The following is a 16,139-nucleotide window of genomic DNA, read 5'->3' as shown; positions in this document are numbered from 1 at the left end:
CTATTCATGTTCAATATGATGAATGACTTGGTGGAGCAAAGTAATGACATGTTCATCATCATATGTATAAAGAAATGTATTCCCCTCGCGTCGGTACGTCACTAAGCGAAGATTTCTCAGTAAGCTAAGTTGATGGGATACTGCTGATTGTGACATTTCGAGGACTTCCGCAATATGGGTAACCGAACATTCCTCTTGTGATAATAAATAAAGAATTTTAATCCGCGTTGGATCCGCAAGTGCTTTAAAAATACGTGATGCTTCGCCAATGGTGGTTTGAGATAAAAAGGAATGATCTTTTTGTTCCACTATTTAACCCTTCTTTCTTACTTTTGCTTGGTTACCTGTATATGCTGTGCTATGTACTTTGCATCATCGGCGACTCCTTGGAGTAAGGCTGAGCCTCTTCTTGTTTGCCAGGGTAATCCTAAAAAATAAAGACCCTTTATCTTGGTGATTCCTTTTATATGCTCTGGCTGACCGTTTTCTTGTAATGCGTTCGGAATTTGTAACCACTGATAATTAGATTTAAATCCAGTTGCCCAAACGACATTAGGAACGTTAAGCTCACTTTTATCTTCAAAAATGAATGTTTCATCTTTTATACTAATAGTTCTTGATTTTATCGTCACTTTACCAGATTTGATGGCTGTCTTTAATTCATATCCAAAAATCGGATCAGGACGTTTTTTTATAAAATTACCTAATTTGGATGTTGTACTAGCTTCGAGTATACCAAATTTATCAAACCACCAAAAAATACTCTTACCACCAAGGTCCTGCGGGATAAAGTTGAATTTTTGACTAGCCGAAAGATAAACAGTTCGCTCTTTTGCTAACTCAACAGCAATTTGTGCACCGGAGTTTGCTCCCCCCACAACCAATACAGGTCCGTCTTTGAGTTGTGTTGGATTTTTGTATTGTGCTGAATGGATTTGAAATACTTGATTGGATAAGTTCCTTGCAAAGTATGGGATCGATGGTTCTTGAAACGGGCCAGTTGCAATCACTATATTTTTAGCAAGGATTACTTCTTTCGACGTTTCAATTTTGAAACCATGTTCTACCTTTGTAACTTTTGTGACTGTTGGTATTTAATTGGGTCGGAAGCGAATGGTATGATGCGAATTTAGCCAAATAATCGGCAACCTCATCCTTTGATGGATACTCTTGCCTTGGACCTTTCATTTTGAAATCAGGAAGCTCACTATTGGCTCTTGGTGTAAAAAGGGTCAATGAATCATATTGATTTATCCATGATTCCCCGATTTCCTTCGCTTTATCTATAAGTAGAAATGACTGTTTGGCTTGTTTTAAATAAAAACCTATGGCTAAACCCGCTTGACCGGCTCCGATTACCACAGCATCATACATGAATATCCATCCCTACTTCATTTAAAGTATATGAGCATATGCTCATATATAATATTATGTAATTGTTTGAAAGGTGTCAATTAAAATTGGAAAAATTTTGTGGGACAATGAACCTGTCCCTGTGTCCCATTAAAAAAACCTGCATTTCTTTAGGAATGCAGGTTCGAGTTCTTATTTTTCTTGTTCCCATTCTTCTCTTAGCAACCCCATCCGGATTGAGTCGTAGTAGAAGCCATTATAGTAGCGACATTTTCTCATACGCGCCTCGAGTGTCATGCCAAGCTTTTGGCCAACCTTGACCATACGATGATTACCTGACCATGTCGTGTATCCGACTCTTTCGATGTATGGGATCGTTTCAAATAAATAGTTTATCCAATGCTTCATCGCCTCGGTTCCGTATCCATCCCCCCAATATTCCGGAAGATAGATAACAATACCCATCTCAAGCCATCTTGTGGCTTCACTTTCCCAATAGAAAATAACGGATCCGATGATTTGACCATCGGCTTCAATAATCATGTGATCTAATGGGTGGTGTTGCATGGCTAGTTGATGTTCAGCCTTTTTTAAATACGTTTCTTTATCTATGTACTTATGTGTGAAATAAGGCGCATCCCACTTTTTCCATTCAGGATTTGGGTTACCGTAGCGCAGTTCCCAAAGTACAGGTAAATCTTCTTTTTCAACTTGACGTAAGGTGACTTTTTCTCCTTTTACTTTAACTAGATTCATCTTGATCCCCCTGCTATCTTTCTAAACGTTAATTTCCAATATATTACCTATATATATGTTTTATTCGGTATCAACAGAGAAAATCCTTTCTTTTATTTAAACCGTGACTGTGAAAAAATACTCGTACCTGATTGCTAAACGAAATGGGCGGTAAGGGTACGCAAGCGCCTGAATCGTGCCTGATCTCCAAACGAAATCAGAAAAAGGGGTACGCAAGCCCCTGAATTTACTGCTTTTAGCTCTTTTTCGGCATTAAAAAGCATGCAGCGTTTTACTACTGCATGCTTAATTTCCAACGACTTCTAGGAAATTCTCTATGAATGCCTCTTCTTTTTCAAACTGCATTTCTTGTTGTTGTTCGATTTCCACGCGTCTTACAAGCTCAAATTCTTTTAATCTTGTTTCACTAAAATCGCCTGCATTTAATGCTTGTTCGAGAATTGGTGCCAATACATGTGCATCTTTAATTGCACAGTTAATGCCAATCGCTGCTGTTGGTGTCATGGTATGTGCTGCATCTCCAAGGATGATGAGGCCATTTTTTACCCAAGTGTCTGCATTTGAACTAAAAACTTTTAGGCAGACGAAGTTCTTCCACGATTGAATCTGCTCTCTTACAGTTGACTCTAATTCTGGAAAGCTTGTTAAAAGTGGCTCCAAAAATGGCTCTAGCGGCTGCTTTCGTAAAGAATTGAATGTACCTTCTGGAATGTTCCAACCAATTTGAATCATCCCACCTGTTTGAGTAAACAAAGCTAGTTGATGTCCATTGGCAAGAACCATTTTTGTTGAAGGCTCCCAATCAGCAGGTGCTGGAATTTTAGCCCAAAGCACATCATATCCATGTGATTCCTCAGAAGCCGCAATACCCGCAAGTTTTCGAACAGTTGAGTAACGGCCATCCGTTCCCACTACGATTTTACTCGCAATGTTGATTTCTTCTCCATTTTGTTTCGCTTTTACACCTGTATAGTTTCCTTGCTCATCCTGAACTAACCCCGTGACAGTTGTGTTTACAAGCAACTGAAAGTTTGGAAACTGTGCTGCTTCGTTAGAAACAGCCGTTAAAAAATGGGGCTGCGGTATATGAATACCAACGTGATCCTCAGTGGTTGGTGTGATTGTTTTTACAATATGACTGCCATTAATATATTGAACCTTTTTCATCTTTAATAATCCAAGTGCTTCTATTTTATCGAAAAGTTGATGTTCTTTTAATATTGCTTCGGTTTCTGCGTTGATGTGCTCACCTCTAAATTCACGTTCATTTCCAGAAGTACGCTCAACTACGATTGTTGATATACCCTTCTTCGCCATTAAATAGCCAAGTAGAGCACCCGCAGGACCCCCGCCCACAATACAAACATCTGTCTGCAAATTCATGTTATCACCTTCTATTATAATCGTATGATGCAAAAAGGTTTCCTAATAAGAAACAAAGTTCACTAAACGATAATTAAATGATAACAATCAGGTTTTATTTGGTCAACTGATATTCATTTCCATAAATGATTGTAATAAAATAGAGAGTAATGATTTGGAATATTTTTCAAGGGGAGAGTTGAATGAATAAAATCCTTTTACTGATTGTGATTGCTTGTGCCCTATTTTTAGCAGGCTGCAGTGGCGAGCAGACAGGACTATCGCAACAGGTGAATGAAGAAGATAATACATCACCAAAACAAGGAGAAACCGATGAGAACGATGATGCACCAGCAGAAGAAACAGAAGTAGATGAAGAAGATACGCCATCAAAGCATGTAGAAGAAGAAACAAATACTGAACCTTTTGAAATAGATACAGCGACTTATGAGGATGGGGAACTTACAATTCATTATCCTCAACTAAATGAAATGCAGGATAAGAATATTGAGCAGGAAATCAATACTCTTATTAAAGAAGACGCAACGCTTTTTATAGAGCAATATCATGGTAGTGACTCTTCCCTTGTAATGAATTACGAAATCCTATTACCAAATGCTGATACTTTTAGTATTCAATATACTGGTGATTATCATGGTGGGATGTATCCTACAAGCCTCCTTTTCACCACCACTATTGACTGGAAAAAAGGAGAAAAAGTAAGGCTATCGGATAAGTATGTAATTGATGCAAGTTTTATTGAAAAATTGCGAAATGCACCTTACATTGATTGGGAAAATCCAAAAGAGCCAAATCAGGAAAAACAGGCTGCTATTGTTGAATACTTAAATACTATTAATTTACAAACGCTTATTGATGCCATTACGAAAGCGGATCATCCAAATCCTGAAGAAAACCCTTATGGTGTTTTTTCATACTTCCTTGATGATGCTGTTATCATAAGTATTCAAGTTCCACATGCACTTGGAGACCATGCTGAGTTTGAGCTGAAAATGAATGATTTGGTGAAAAAATAAATAAACCTAGAGAAAAGCGCTTAGTGGAAACTAGCGCTTTTTTTCTTTTGGTTTGCTTCGCCAATCACAAAAAGTTCATACATTTCTTAATGACACAGGTTCTGTCGCCTTTACAGTTGACGAAGATTTTTCCCCAACAGCGGACCCCTTTTTTACAAATAAAGATAAAATGAATGTACTAACTGAAATTCCAGTAACAAAGTAGAATGCATATTTTACACCTGCAGCTAAAACTTCCGGATTTGATGCAGCAGGAACTTCTGCTACATAACTTCCTTGACCAGCTGTAAATAACGTAATCGCTATCGCTGTACCTGCTGCTCCAGCTACTTGATTCAATGTGTTCATTGCAGCTGAACCATCCGCATATAATTCACGTGGCAACTGGTTAAGTGCGTTTGTTTGTGATGGCATCATTACCATTGTGATCCCAAAGAAGAAAAGCATAAATGCAACGATTATTTGCCAACCAGGAGTTGATGCTGATATGACAGAGGCAAACATGAAATTTGCAATTAGAATCACAACTGAACCCATAATAACGAACACACGTGGTCCGAATTTGTCAAATAAAGTTCCAACAATCGGCGACATCACTACATTGACGGCATTACCAGGAAGTAATAATAACCCAGCCACTGCTGCACTATACAATAATGCATCCTTTAGGTACATTGGTAAGAGAATACCCGCTGATAAAATCATTAGGATACCGAGGAACATCGTCGCTGTTCCCAAAGTAAACATAGGGTACTTAAATACACGTAAGTTAACCATAGGTTGATCCATTTTCATTTGGCGAACGCCAAATAATAGAAGCGCGATGATCCCAATAAGGAAAGGTGCCCAAACGATTGGAGCTGAGATAGGAGCTTCGGCCATCGATGCCAATGCGTAAATTAATCCGCCAAAACCGATTGATGATAAAGCAACTGATGAAAAATCAATTTTAGGTTTCGTAATTTCTGATACATTTTCAATCTTAACTACTGCAAAAAGTGTCAATAACATATATAAAAGAGTGCTAATCCAGAAAATATATGGCCAACCTAACGTACTAATAATGACTCCTGAAAGTGTGGGTCCTAAGGCAGGTCCTAATGTAATAACAAGCCCCATAATCCCCATTACCACTCCACGTCTATGAACAGGAAAAATAATTAAAAGAACACTCGTCATCACTGGTATTAAAACACCCGTTCCGATTGCTTGCACGATACGGCCAACTAATAATATTGCAAAATTTGGAGATAGGGCAGCTAATACCGCTCCTAAAAGTGAAATAACTAATCCCCCAATTACTAATTGTCTCGTAGAGAACCATTTCATCAACAGGGCAGAAATTGGTACTAGTATCGCTAAAACTAATAAATATCCTGTGGTCAGCCATTGGGCAATTGCAGGTTTAACTAAAAATTCACCCATAATATTTGTTAAGGCCATGTTTAATGCTGTTTCACCAAACAATCCGATAAAGGTACCAAACATTAAAATAAATGCCATCATCTTAGGGCTTTTGACTTGTAATAGTGTATTCATAAAAATCTCCTTATTCTTTGATTTGACCTGAGTTTGGTCTGTTTTTGGCAAAATAAAAGCCAATCCCTCTTCTACCTGAGCTGTGCTCATGAAAAAGTGGAATTAGCCGTTTTTCAAAAACCATATTATTCTTTTTTTGGGTACTTAGCACTTACCATGTAATAAATTTGGAAGTACTTGAGAAATGGTTACTAGTGGATGGCTTGATTTTTGTGTTAAACAAAGCATCATTCCACCCTCAACAATCGCCACCATCGCGAGGGCGATAGAATCCGCCGCTTCTCTCGAAAATCCATCTGCTACTAATTTGTTCGAATAAATCTGTTGCATTTTATTATATAAAAGAGAACAAGCATTGCGGACGGGCTCACTTAGCGAAGCCATCTCGCTGACAATACTGCTAAACGTGTATCCAGCAATCGTTCCTTCAGTTTCAAAATGAACGATTAATTGATCAATCATAGCGTTGGTAGCATCTATTGTGTTCGGGCACCGTTCAAATATCGCCTCAATGTCCTGAGTAATGGTTGCATTCAGTTCTTGGAGGCAAGCAATAAGCAATTCCTCTTTTCCATTTGGAAAGTGGTGATAAAGCGAACCTTTTGAAATATTGCATGCTTTTAAAATTTCATTTAGTCCAACACCTATATAACCCTTTTGCTGGAAGAGCTTTGTCGCGATTTCGATTATCAGCGATTTTGTATCCATTCTCCGTAGTACACCTCCACCATACCAACCGGTCTGTTTGTAACTTTACCAAAAAATTTTCCTTATAGTCAAGTGTTTTTTGCTATGAATATAGTGTTAACCATCAATTATGTATAATAAATTATCTTAAAAATAGCAAAAAAACAGCATTAATCCGGAGAGAATTAATGCTGGTGCGAAGGAAACTATCTAGTTCTAACCTTAAGCAAAAGTATCTAAATTTCTATCCAAAACCTTTTAATTACATTTCCATCTTCTTCGATAAAGTCCGTATCAGGTACCCCACCGTTATTTACTATTGTTTTTAATGAACCTATATTATCCTCATCACAAACAACTAAGGCTTTTTGAATCCCAAGTTCTTTCGCTTTTTCTAAAGATAACGCTAAAAGTTTCGATGCGTACCCCTTACGTCGCTCAGAGGGACGGATTCCATATCCAATATGACCACCACTGTTGAATAACGTTTCAGTTAATCGATGGCGGATATTTACTGCACCAATTACTTTTTTATTTTCACCAACTAACCAAAAGGTCGAGTCAGGTACCCAATTTTCCGGGAGATTTTCTCCTTTTTCAGCATCAAATAGAGATTGAAGCATATCTTGAAAATTTGATGGGTCTTTACTAATCACCCAAGGTACCATATCTTCATTACTTTCTTTCCATTCATTGTAGAAAGATAGATATTCAAATTGATAGTCTAGTGATGGCCGAATTAATGTTACTTGTTGCATATACATTCACCTTCCAAAATAATTAAAAAACAAAATAGTGGTTATTATTCATACACTTCTATCAGATTTTCAGAATTAACTATAATTTTTCTGCCATCTGTTGTTAAAATTTCAATTGGAAATATTGCAGAGATTTTATCGGAAAAGATCCATCTTCTCCCAGGTTGATTTAATATGATGAATACTCCTTTTGATTTATCTCCCATGAAATTTAGTGATGTTTGACTAAGTGGATTATTGTCACGCTCATTTATACCAATTTCTATTAACCGAGTGCCAGCACTAATTGCATCATTTACTGTAAGTCCTATTTCACTAATATTTATCACATTGTCTATCGAGAATGGCTTTGCTTCTTCTTTTGAGCCCTGCCTTGAAATGAACTCTACAATATTCCCAGCTGGATCGTAAAAATAGAAAGCATGTGCGGAAAAGAAAGAAAAATAGACTTCATCATCCCCATCCTCCACATTTAGTTCCACCCTCTCTTTGACCCATGACTTAGCTTTACTAAACTGGTTAGAAGGAATATTAAAGGCAAAGTGATAGAACGGATTCCCTTTTACATTTTCCGTAGTAAATTCTAACTCGCTAGAACCTACTTTAATTCGAAAGCTACTTTTATTTTCATTTATTAATGGAAATCCGAAAAGGTCAGCATAGAACTTCTTCATTGCATTCATACTATCTGTTTGTAATTTTATTACCTGTACTTCCATGTTGAGACACTCCTCTACAAATTACTGATTCATTACCGAAAATCCTATCCACCCAATAAGAATAAAATTTGGAGATACCAGCAAAATGGATAACCATTTTACTTTTCTGGCTAGGGACACGGCAGCCCCGACATAAAACAATGGAAATATAAGTCCCCATATTTCAAAACGTGGTGTAGCTGCAAGATATAGTGACAGTGGTACTATAAGCACAGCTGATATTACGAGTAATAAAGGTTTTCTTTTATAGATTGATAAAACGGAAAGGATAAGTGATACAATCATAAACGGCCAAAATAGAAACGCCATAGGAACCTCCAATTTGTAAGAAATGACAACTGTAATATTACTTTAGTTCAACAAAAAGAGGTGTTAATCCTTCTTTGATTAACACCTCTTTAGACGGTTATGTTTTTAATATGAGTAAAACAATGAGAAATATGATAAGGCCAATCATAAAAATCGTACCAAGACTTGCGCTGTAGACAACATACACATTTACATGAAGGATCACATGGACAATCAGAATAACGAGTATCAAAATCAGCAAAAGAATTGCTACACTAATATTCTTATTCCTATTCAAAAAATCAGCACCTTAACGAAAAGATTAGGAAGGCTTGTATTATAACGTTTATTCTTCAGTTCATGACAATATTCCTAAAACTCCCTAATCTGAGTGTGATTCCGGTAAAGCATTTATCGTTTCTAAGACTGGTACGTACAGCTTTAAACTCCTCCATCAGGAAGGATGACGCCAACGTCCAAAGCCTCCTTCTGTATTAATAATTTGTCCGGTCATCCACGAAGCTTCATCCGTTAATAACCACGCAATAAGACGCGCTGGATCTTCCGGCTGCCCAATCCTTCCAAATGGGAACATGGGTTTAAGATGTTCCCATAATTCCTCGGTCATATACCCCGTATCAACTGGTCCCGGGTTCACGGTATTCACAGTAATGTTTTGATCAGCCAATTGATCTGATAGTGTCAGCGTTACATCAGCAAGCGCTCCCTTCGAAGCAACGTAGGCAACTTCTCCTGGCATGGGACCTAATCTTTGTCCCGAGGTCATGAAAATAATTTTTCCTCTGCCTGATTTAGGATCATGTTGAGCTGCAAAATATTGTGCGAGTAGAATGGACGAGCGTGCATTTACAGCCCAGTGTTTATCTAACATTTCTACAGTCAGTTCACCAAGTAAACCATCGCTACCACTCATTGCATGATTGCAAACAAGAGCATCTATATGTCCACATTTATTACGGATTTCATCCATCACCCTTTTTGGTTCTTCAGGCTCTAAAAAATTCCCGCTTATGTCATATAGAAATGCACCTTCTATTAGCTCTGCGTTAATACCTTTCAGTACTTCACTCAAATCATCCGCACCCCATGATTGATCTTGATCGTGCGGCTGGAAATGATGAATCATAACAGATGCTCCCCATGCAGCCACTTGGCGGGCTATAGCATACCCAATCCCTTGGCGACGGCTAACTCCAGTAATTAGTACATTTTTCCCTTTAAGTGGATATTGGTCTCGAATGAATTGGCTCATCAATCGCGATCTCCCTTTTATTTAGATTTGTATTACTCTACATTACTTATAAAGTAGCATGTGCTTCCAGAATTTACATCCGTTTTTTTAGCTATTCTTTTTAAAAAAGGCTTTTTTCTAAAAGATTTTTGCTTTTATATGTAGGGTGATTTCCACTCCTGGTACTCGCTTTCCGCGGGCGATCCGCAAGCCTCCTCAATGAAATGTGGAGGCGGCTTGCACAGAAACGAGAAAATTGGCCGACTAAAGCGCCACGTCCTGTGGCGGAGTCGGCACTAGCACGTCCTGTGCGTCGGAGACTCCGACAAAGAGGAGTTTTTTGCCTCTGAAGGAGGAGTTGAAATTTCTCGAATTTCTAGCCGCTGGAACTGGACAAGTCGCTATGTTCACTGCGGTGTCTCACCTGGCTCGCTATTCCCGCAGGACGTTGAATTGCTTCCTTGAAGCTACACCGCACGAAAAAAATGCAAGCATTTTCGAGGATCTCGTACCATCCACTGAAATCACTGAATGGACAATAATATACCCCTTGCATAATCGGATCAAAGAGCAACAAAGTTTACGAAAATAACCTAAAAAAACAATAAAAAATGCGCTGTCATAGACAACGCACATGGAATCGTTCAAACAATTCATACACATTAAATCATCTTTTTTACGTTAGTTTCCCCCATCCCAAACATACCCTTTTATCATTATACTTTCTTCTTCTCTTCTTTAACTGTCAGAATTTCAGTGTCTTGCCCCAATTGTTTTCGGATATGTTTTCTCGCTTCCGCCGATGTTCTTGCGTTGACTGACTCAACTTTTACTTTTCCGTCTACCTCTATTTCAACCAGAAAGCATTTTGCTCCACATCTCATGATGAGTCCCCCTAATCCTTAAACGTTTTAGCTAAAAAAGTAAATATTGTATCAGAAGTGTAAATAAAAGATGTAGGCGTGTCTAGTACATTCGAATTACCTTCACTTCCCATCTCAAAAGTTATACTGAAACTTCCCATCAAAAGGAACCAATTAACTAACCGTAATAGCTAAAAAGATTATGCTAAAATATCTATTTATCTTTTTATAGATATATATGAAGCATGAGGTTTGTACCATTTTTTCCTATTAACCTTTTATTTACTTTCTAGTAAAGCGATATTCAAACTCGAATTCTATACTAATCCTAACAACATTTTAGGAGGAATAGTAATGAAAAACAAATCTATTAAAAAGAAACTGATCCCGTTTGCTGTTGTGTCTTCACTCGCACTTGGAGCCCTTGTTGGAAACTTTTCAGTTCCTACTGCTGATGCGAAATCAAGTAAGCCAGATACGAATAATGGTAAAGCTAAAAATGTTATTTTTATGGTTCCAGACGGCTACTCTGCTTCATATGCAACGAACTACAGATGGTATAAAGGTGAGGAAACTGTGCTTGATTCAATGCTTGTTGGGATGCATCGCACCTATTCCTCTAACTCAGAGGTGACCGACTCAGCCGCAGCAGGTACAGCTATGGCAACTGGAATCAAAACAAATAATGGGATGATTAGTACATCTCCAGATGGGAAAGATTTAAAAACAATTCTTGAAGTTGCTGAAGAGAAAGGAAAATCATCAGGCTTAGTTGCAACTTCAACAATTACACATGCAACACCCGCTGTATTTGCTTCTCATGTAGCTTCACGTTCAAATGAAGCAGATATTGCACCACAATTGCTAGAAAATGATGTCGATGTTATTCTTGGCGGAGGTAAAAAATACTTCCCTGAAACCTTACTGAATGAGGCCGTCAAAAATGGATATCAATATGTTACAAATCACGATGAGCTTAAAAAAGTCCAGAAATCAAACAAACTTATCGGGCTATTTGCTGAAGACGGCATGGCACCTGAATTAGATCGTGATGAAACCAACGAGCCTAGCCTTGCAGAAATGACAGAAACTGCGATAGACGTTCTTAAAAAGGATAAGGATGGGTTCTTCTTAATGGTTGAAGGAAGCCAAATTGATTGGGCTGGTCATGATAATGATGCTGCATGGGCAATGAAGGACAGTGAAGCATTTGAACTTGCTGTTAAGGAAGCGGTAGAATTTGCTAAGAAGGATGGCAACACATTAGTGATTGTTGCTGGTGACCATGATACTGGCGGGATGTCAGTCGGTGGTTATGGAAAAGGAGATGCAAATCTCGATGTTTTACGTAACGTTACAGCAACTGGTGATTTCATGGAAAGCAAACTGAACGCTGACCGCAGTAATGTAAAGGAAGTGGTTAAGCAATATACAAATTTGGATTTAACTGCTGCCGAAGTGGAAAGAATCAAGGCTGCTAACTCTCCATCGATTGCAATCAATCAAGTTGTTTCTGAACGTGCAATTGTTGGCTGGTCAAGCTCAGGGCACACTGGTACTGACGTTCCTTTATATGCATTCGGACCAGGGTCTCATTTATTTAGCGGATTACATGAAAACACAAACCTACCCGTGTTAATGGCCGAAGCAATGAAAATCAAATTCAAGCCTGGAAACTAATCTATACTATGTAAAAGAGCTGTTAAGATACAGCTCTTTTTTTGTCAAAGAAAATAAAAACACCCTAAACGATGTTATACTAGTCAAAAAGGAAAATTAAGGGTGTCATTCATGAAAGATTTATGGGACAAAAATGGGTTGAAGTTGCTGGCATTGGTTGCATTTATAGTTATCCTTTATACGATCTATGATAACGTTCAGGAGCATCGGAAGTTCCTTGAAAAAGCGGAGCAAAATCAAGTTGAGGAGAGGGTTTGGCGTAAGTATGTAGTGAATGGACTATTGGAAGGGCCTAGGTTCTCCGTCCAAATCGGTGTCTTGCCCGATAGTAGTATCCCTACAAAACATAATGATTCCATGATTACAATCTCTAAGGAATTATTTGAAGAAATTGATGTTGGGGATACAATTTCCGGTTATGAGGTTGACGGAAAATTTTATACAGAGACACTGTTAAAAGAGGAAATACGCTGGTTTTATATTTTGTTAACCGTCTTTAGCCTGTATCCCATCGGCTATATTTTATATTGGTTAGGCAAAATTAAAATAATAAGGAAATTATTTTCAACTATTTCAAGACGCTTGTATATTAATAAGATTGCAGGTTTTGTGATTTCTTTACTTATATTTGGTAGTTTGATACTAGCTCTCCTTCTCTTTCTTTCAACAGAAACAAAATTAGCACTTGAAAACGGGTATGAGAAATATTTTGGAAAGAATCATGTTGAAACAATGGCTATTGTTACGGATCGTGGTTTTGATAGGGGAACATCAATCTACAACGAAAATGAGTACTACATCTCCTTGATGTATAAACCGAAGGATCACGAAAGTATTTTTATCGTAAAGGGCGTCACATGGCATAGTTATAAAAAATATACCGAGGAAATGCCAATCGTCTATAATGTCGATAACCCTTATCAGGTCTTTGCTAAAAAGATGGATTTTAGAGATTACACAGCAATCTTGATGACGGATACTGTAACCCTTACGCTTGTATCCATCCTACTCATTATCTTATTAAGTTGGACCCCGTTTTTGTTATGGAAACGAAAAAAACAAAAAGGAAAGGACCATCCATTTTAAAGATGGAAGGTCCTCTTTTCATCTCTTAATCTCTTTCTCTTGCCTTTTGTGTATCACGAATGTTCTTTTGAACGGTTATAGCTGCAAAAATACTTAGAACAAATGCCATTCCGTAAAATCCTTTTTCGCTTAAAACGATACTTCCTGCGTTGTAAAGCCCAATAGCCATTAGTGATACGGATACAATGAGTGCAACCCAACTAATTCCATAATAGATACTTGTTACTGGAATTCCCTCTTCTTTGTCTCTTACAGCTTTCTGCAAAGAAACAGATGAATACAGACCAAAAATTAAGATTGCAAAGTAATACCCTTTCTCATTCAGTTCCATTGTGGCGTTAAATAAACCAATAAGATAAGCAGCAACACCAACTAATAACGCTGCCCACGAAGCCCCTTTAAAGGCTGCAGTTGGTTCCCCTTCTTTCCGCTCTACCTTCACTTTTGGTTTTTCTTGTTTGTCTTTATCTACCAAAATCTCATTTTCCATCAAATGTTCCCTCCATCTTTCTTATAAAAAAGGAAGCACTGCAGATGCCCTGTAGTGCCTAAATCCATTATACAAAAATCGCTTACAAAAAATGATAATTTTTTCGTTTTTTTACATCCTAAATTTTCGACATTTTAAGATTCCAAATATTTTTGGAGTAACCGATAGCCCCCGATGATCACATAAGAAATGAATCCAAGAATGATGATAAGTCGGATTATGATATGATCAATAATAAAGAGGACGAATACCATTGTTATAAGTAAAATACCTACGCGTGCCATAAATTTCGTATAACGAATGGCATGTTCCGAAAACTCAGGTTCTCCCTTATACATCCACCTTTGCCCGAATAACATACTTTCCTCTGGATTGAAGTAGGTCCAAATTAACACTGCATATAAAGGAATCATTAATATCAAACACAAAATAACTTCGGCCAAATCAGCTCCCCCTTTTGTGTCTATACGGATCTACCCTTCGTTTAGTTTCAAAATATTCCGTCTTATAAAATCATTTGTATATTCATCTACGTGAACAGCCTAGTTGAAAAGTTTTAACCACCATGGGTAATCGTACTGTCCATCAGAGATTTGAAAAAAACTGTTCATAAATCCTAAATGAACAATGCCGTAACTTTCGAAGACCCTCAATTTTGGGGCATAAGTTGAAAAGATAAAGAAATTTTTCCTTTCTATTTCGATATCAACTGGTTCATTGAAAGATTCTGCTGGGATCTCATTAAAATTTGTATATTCTATATAGTCTTGTTTTGTTGGGTTAAATAATAAGGATAGGATTAAAAAGATCACGAGTAACCCACCCAAACTAAATCTTTTTTTACCCTTTCTCACTTAACAATCCCTCCATTCATAAGAAAAATACAAAATATGAAACTAGTAATAAGACCACCATGGAAAGGATTGCTCTAACCCAGGTTGCTTTTTTACTTACACCCGCTTTAGACTCTAAATTGTTAATATAACCGATTGTGAATATAAAACCGAAAATTACAAGATACCCCTCATATAATTTATCCGAATCAAGTAGCTTAATTGCCGCTAATAAAATTAATACAGTCCCAACTCCCCCAAAAAACATACTTATGTACGAAAACTTTTTATCTTCCTTCACCAAACTAACCCCCAAAACCACGAAATGTACTGGCTACTTATGTAAACAATTTTACCACACAACAATACCAAAATATTACATAAAAGGTTCTCCGTAATACTTTTATCAGCCCGTGACAATGACCCATTTTCTTAGAGAAACGTGGCATTTTGAGACTAGGTGAGTATACTGTAGGGAATCTACACAAGAGAAAGGAAGTAAGAACATGGAGCTAAATTTATCTAACGTAAATGCGGCATCTTTTCATACCCCTTACGTAGCACCACAACCGACATATACAGCCCCAAGCTATGATTTTACCCCTAGTTATGGATATGCTTGTCCTGAACCTTGTAACGATAATACCTTCGTATTGATCGTTGTGTTGTTTATCTTATTAATCATTATCGGTGCTTGCTATTTTCCAAAGTGCTAAATAAAAGCTAGCCTTTAAAAACATCACACAAAAAACAAGAACATGTCTGCCTGATATGTTCTTGTTTTTTGGAGAAGAAGAATTGATAAACTAATTGTAAAATAATGCGATAACTACATGTTTACCAATTAAATACCATCATTATTATTATGGAGATAACAAAAACAGCAAAAAAGACTGTAAGGTAATATGACTTTAGTTGTGCTTTATGCTTACTTTCATAGCTTTTCCAACCAATAAATAGACCTAAAAACATGCCAATAATACCAATCCGTAAAATTGTAATGATATAATCAAATACTGGTTTATATGTTGTTATATGACCACCATCTATCGGTGAAACATCTTTATAATTGACAAATAGTATAGATATCGCCAAGCCAAATATAAGTCCATAAAAACCTGATTTTCTTAATAAACTTTCCATAAACTGCTCTCCTTATTTGCAAGTAGTTAACACAATCAGCTGGTTAACGCTAAGCTCTGATTTAAATTCTCCTTCCTATATTCTGGATAACATCTTATTTCCCTTCAAGAACTCTTGTAAAATGCCAAGCCATTTTGAATGATGTACTCGTTTTTTTCTACTAATCTTGGATATCGGACAGAATTTTGTACTTATCGGACAAAGATGGCAGGATAATGGTCTTCTGTCAAGAAAGTGGACAATAAAATTTGAGACTTTTTATAACTCAACGCTACCGCACTTCGTTTGGTACG

General features: G+C 37.3%; 20 protein-coding genes and 1 pseudogene. 4 read left to right on the top strand and 17 right to left on the bottom strand.

Translation table 11 applies throughout. The annotated features are described in order from the left end of the window. The 4 genes and pseudogenes from ACR65M_RS16030 to ACR65M_RS16015 all read right to left on the bottom strand — a co-directional run bounded on the left by ACR65M_RS16030 (nt 1) and on the right by ACR65M_RS16015 (nt 3,492). Nucleotides 1-309 carry an ArsR/SmtB family transcription factor gene (locus ACR65M_RS16030; RefSeq protein WP_341330320.1) on the bottom strand — a complete coding sequence of 103 codons (309 nt, stop codon included), beginning with the start codon at nt 307-309 and terminating at the stop codon, nt 1-3. Between the two features lie 17 nt (nt 310-326). Continuing rightward, a pseudogene (locus ACR65M_RS16025) lies at nt 327-1,374 on the bottom strand (flavin-containing monooxygenase). 171 nt (nt 1,375-1,545) lie between these two features. After that, nucleotides 1,546-2,109: a GNAT family N-acetyltransferase gene (locus ACR65M_RS16020; RefSeq protein WP_341330319.1), complete on the bottom strand. Its 564-nt coding sequence runs from the start codon at nt 2,107-2,109 to the stop codon at nt 1,546-1,548. A 285-nt stretch (nt 2,110-2,394) separates the two neighbouring features. Then, complete coding sequence (locus ACR65M_RS16015; RefSeq protein WP_440273794.1) at nt 2,395-3,492, bottom strand: FAD-dependent monooxygenase; 1,098 nt, start codon at nt 3,490-3,492, stop codon at nt 2,395-2,397. A 182-nt stretch (nt 3,493-3,674) separates the two neighbouring features. Between ACR65M_RS16015 and ACR65M_RS16010 the strand changes: the two genes are divergently transcribed. After that, a complete protein-coding gene (locus ACR65M_RS16010; RefSeq protein ID WP_440273793.1) occupies nt 3,675-4,508 on the top strand; it encodes a polysaccharide deacetylase family protein in 834 nt (277 codons plus the stop codon). Between the two features lie 75 nt (nt 4,509-4,583). Here ACR65M_RS16010 and ACR65M_RS16005 read toward each other — a convergent pair whose 3' ends face one another. The 8 genes from ACR65M_RS16005 to ACR65M_RS15970 all read right to left on the bottom strand — a co-directional run bounded on the left by ACR65M_RS16005 (nt 4,584) and on the right by ACR65M_RS15970 (nt 10,635). After that, the gene (locus ACR65M_RS16005; RefSeq protein ID WP_440273792.1) at nt 4,584-6,047 is read right to left on the bottom strand and encodes a DHA2 family efflux MFS transporter permease subunit; all 1,464 of its coding nucleotides are present in this window, start codon (nt 6,045-6,047) and stop codon (nt 4,584-4,586) included. A gap of 144 nt (nt 6,048-6,191) precedes the next feature. Then, entirely contained in the window at nt 6,192-6,755 is a 564-nt protein-coding gene (locus ACR65M_RS16000) for a TetR/AcrR family transcriptional regulator (RefSeq protein WP_341330315.1), read from the bottom strand. A 215-nt stretch (nt 6,756-6,970) separates the two neighbouring features. Further along, complete coding sequence (locus ACR65M_RS15995) at nt 6,971-7,492, bottom strand: GNAT family N-acetyltransferase (protein ID WP_341330314.1); 522 nt, start codon at nt 7,490-7,492, stop codon at nt 6,971-6,973. Nucleotides 7,493-7,536: 44 nt separating this feature from the next. Beyond that, nucleotides 7,537-8,211, bottom strand: coding sequence for a toxoflavin lyase-like VOC family protein (locus tag ACR65M_RS15990; protein WP_440273791.1), 675 nt, complete (start codon nt 8,209-8,211; stop codon nt 7,537-7,539). A gap of 21 nt (nt 8,212-8,232) precedes the next feature. Continuing rightward, entirely contained in the window at nt 8,233-8,520 is a 288-nt protein-coding gene (locus ACR65M_RS15985) for a hypothetical protein (protein ID WP_341330312.1), read from the bottom strand. Between the two features lie 97 nt (nt 8,521-8,617). Beyond that, nucleotides 8,618-8,797, bottom strand: coding sequence for a hypothetical protein (locus tag ACR65M_RS15980; protein ID WP_133372279.1), 180 nt, complete (start codon nt 8,795-8,797; stop codon nt 8,618-8,620). Nucleotides 8,798-8,953: 156 nt separating this feature from the next. Beyond that, nucleotides 8,954-9,772: an SDR family oxidoreductase gene (locus tag ACR65M_RS15975; RefSeq protein WP_440273790.1), complete on the bottom strand. Its 819-nt coding sequence runs from the start codon at nt 9,770-9,772 to the stop codon at nt 8,954-8,956. A gap of 695 nt (nt 9,773-10,467) precedes the next feature. Beyond that, nucleotides 10,468-10,635 (bottom strand): hypothetical protein, encoded by a 168-nt coding sequence (locus tag ACR65M_RS15970; protein ID WP_341330310.1) that lies wholly within the window; start codon nt 10,633-10,635, stop codon nt 10,468-10,470. A 333-nt stretch (nt 10,636-10,968) separates the two neighbouring features. Between ACR65M_RS15970 and ACR65M_RS15965 the strand changes: the two genes are divergently transcribed. Continuing rightward, nucleotides 10,969-12,294, top strand: a complete 1,326-nt coding sequence (locus tag ACR65M_RS15965; protein ID WP_440273789.1) for an alkaline phosphatase — start codon at nt 10,969-10,971, stop codon at nt 12,292-12,294. A gap of 111 nt (nt 12,295-12,405) precedes the next feature. Then, the gene (locus ACR65M_RS15960) at nt 12,406-13,380 is read left to right on the top strand and encodes a hypothetical protein (RefSeq protein ID WP_341330308.1); all 975 of its coding nucleotides are present in this window, start codon (nt 12,406-12,408) and stop codon (nt 13,378-13,380) included. 25 nt (nt 13,381-13,405) lie between these two features. On the opposite strand, the gene yiaA is transcribed toward ACR65M_RS15960, so the two are convergent. The 4 genes from yiaA to ACR65M_RS15940 form a co-directional block, all read right to left on the bottom strand. Further along, the gene (yiaA, locus tag ACR65M_RS15955; RefSeq protein WP_341330307.1) at nt 13,406-13,870 is read right to left on the bottom strand and encodes an inner membrane protein YiaA; all 465 of its coding nucleotides are present in this window, start codon (nt 13,868-13,870) and stop codon (nt 13,406-13,408) included. Nucleotides 13,871-14,004: 134 nt separating this feature from the next. Then, nucleotides 14,005-14,313, bottom strand: coding sequence for a hypothetical protein (locus ACR65M_RS15950; RefSeq protein WP_440273788.1), 309 nt, complete (start codon nt 14,311-14,313; stop codon nt 14,005-14,007). Nucleotides 14,314-14,412: 99 nt separating this feature from the next. Beyond that, entirely contained in the window at nt 14,413-14,724 is a 312-nt protein-coding gene (locus tag ACR65M_RS15945; RefSeq protein ID WP_440273787.1) for a hypothetical protein, read from the bottom strand. A gap of 16 nt (nt 14,725-14,740) precedes the next feature. Continuing rightward, nucleotides 14,741-15,004, bottom strand: a complete 264-nt coding sequence (locus ACR65M_RS15940; RefSeq protein WP_440273786.1) for a hypothetical protein — start codon at nt 15,002-15,004, stop codon at nt 14,741-14,743. Nucleotides 15,005-15,209: 205 nt separating this feature from the next. Between ACR65M_RS15940 and ACR65M_RS15935 the strand changes: the two genes are divergently transcribed. After that, entirely contained in the window at nt 15,210-15,419 is a 210-nt protein-coding gene (locus tag ACR65M_RS15935; RefSeq protein ID WP_440273785.1) for a YjcZ family sporulation protein, read from the top strand. A 121-nt stretch (nt 15,420-15,540) separates the two neighbouring features. On the opposite strand, the gene ACR65M_RS15930 is transcribed toward ACR65M_RS15935, so the two are convergent. Continuing rightward, on the bottom strand, nt 15,541-15,846 hold the full coding sequence (locus ACR65M_RS15930; protein WP_440273784.1) for a hypothetical protein: 306 nt from the start codon (nt 15,844-15,846) through the stop codon (nt 15,541-15,543). Nucleotides 15,847-16,139: the final 293 nt, after the last annotated feature.

This window comes from Ferdinandcohnia sp. SAFN-114 (assembly GCF_059415045.1).
Note: the sequence above shows the minus strand (reverse complement) of the source record. Positions and strands in the feature narration are given on the sequence as shown.

What these genes read in the sequence shown, in the direction of transcription:
- ACR65M_RS16020 (WP_341330319.1), bottom strand. Translation starts at nt 2,109, where the DNA reads ATGAATCTAGTTAAAGTAAAAGGAGAAAAAGTCACCTTACGTCAAGTT.
- ACR65M_RS16015 (WP_440273794.1), bottom strand. Translation starts at nt 3,492, where the DNA reads ATGAATTTGCAGACAGATGTTTGTATTGTGGGCGGGGGTCCTGCGGGT.
- ACR65M_RS16010 (WP_440273793.1), top strand. Translation starts at nt 3,675, where the DNA reads ATGAATAAAATCCTTTTACTGATTGTGATTGCTTGTGCCCTATTTTTA.
- ACR65M_RS16005 (WP_440273792.1), bottom strand. Translation starts at nt 6,047, where the DNA reads ATGAATACACTATTACAAGTCAAAAGCCCTAAGATGATGGCATTTATT.
- ACR65M_RS16000 (WP_341330315.1), bottom strand. Translation starts at nt 6,755, where the DNA reads ATGGATACAAAATCGCTGATAATCGAAATCGCGACAAAGCTCTTCCAG.
- ACR65M_RS15995 (WP_341330314.1), bottom strand. Translation starts at nt 7,492, where the DNA reads ATGCAACAAGTAACATTAATTCGGCCATCACTAGACTATCAATTTGAA.
- ACR65M_RS15990 (WP_440273791.1), bottom strand. Translation starts at nt 8,211, where the DNA reads ATGGAAGTACAGGTAATAAAATTACAAACAGATAGTATGAATGCAATG.
- ACR65M_RS15985 (WP_341330312.1), bottom strand. Translation starts at nt 8,520, where the DNA reads ATGGCGTTTCTATTTTGGCCGTTTATGATTGTATCACTTATCCTTTCC.
- ACR65M_RS15975 (WP_440273790.1), bottom strand. Translation starts at nt 9,772, where the DNA reads ATGAGCCAATTCATTCGAGACCAATATCCACTTAAAGGGAAAAATGTA.
- ACR65M_RS15970 (WP_341330310.1), bottom strand. Translation starts at nt 10,635, where the DNA reads ATGAGATGTGGAGCAAAATGCTTTCTGGTTGAAATAGAGGTAGACGGA.
- ACR65M_RS15965 (WP_440273789.1), top strand. Translation starts at nt 10,969, where the DNA reads ATGAAAAACAAATCTATTAAAAAGAAACTGATCCCGTTTGCTGTTGTG.
- ACR65M_RS15960 (WP_341330308.1), top strand. Translation starts at nt 12,406, where the DNA reads ATGAAAGATTTATGGGACAAAAATGGGTTGAAGTTGCTGGCATTGGTT.
- yiaA (WP_341330307.1), bottom strand. Translation starts at nt 13,870, where the DNA reads ATGGAAAATGAGATTTTGGTAGATAAAGACAAACAAGAAAAACCAAAA.
- ACR65M_RS15935 (WP_440273785.1), top strand. Translation starts at nt 15,210, where the DNA reads ATGGAGCTAAATTTATCTAACGTAAATGCGGCATCTTTTCATACCCCT.
- ACR65M_RS15930 (WP_440273784.1), bottom strand. Translation starts at nt 15,846, where the DNA reads ATGGAAAGTTTATTAAGAAAATCAGGTTTTTATGGACTTATATTTGGC.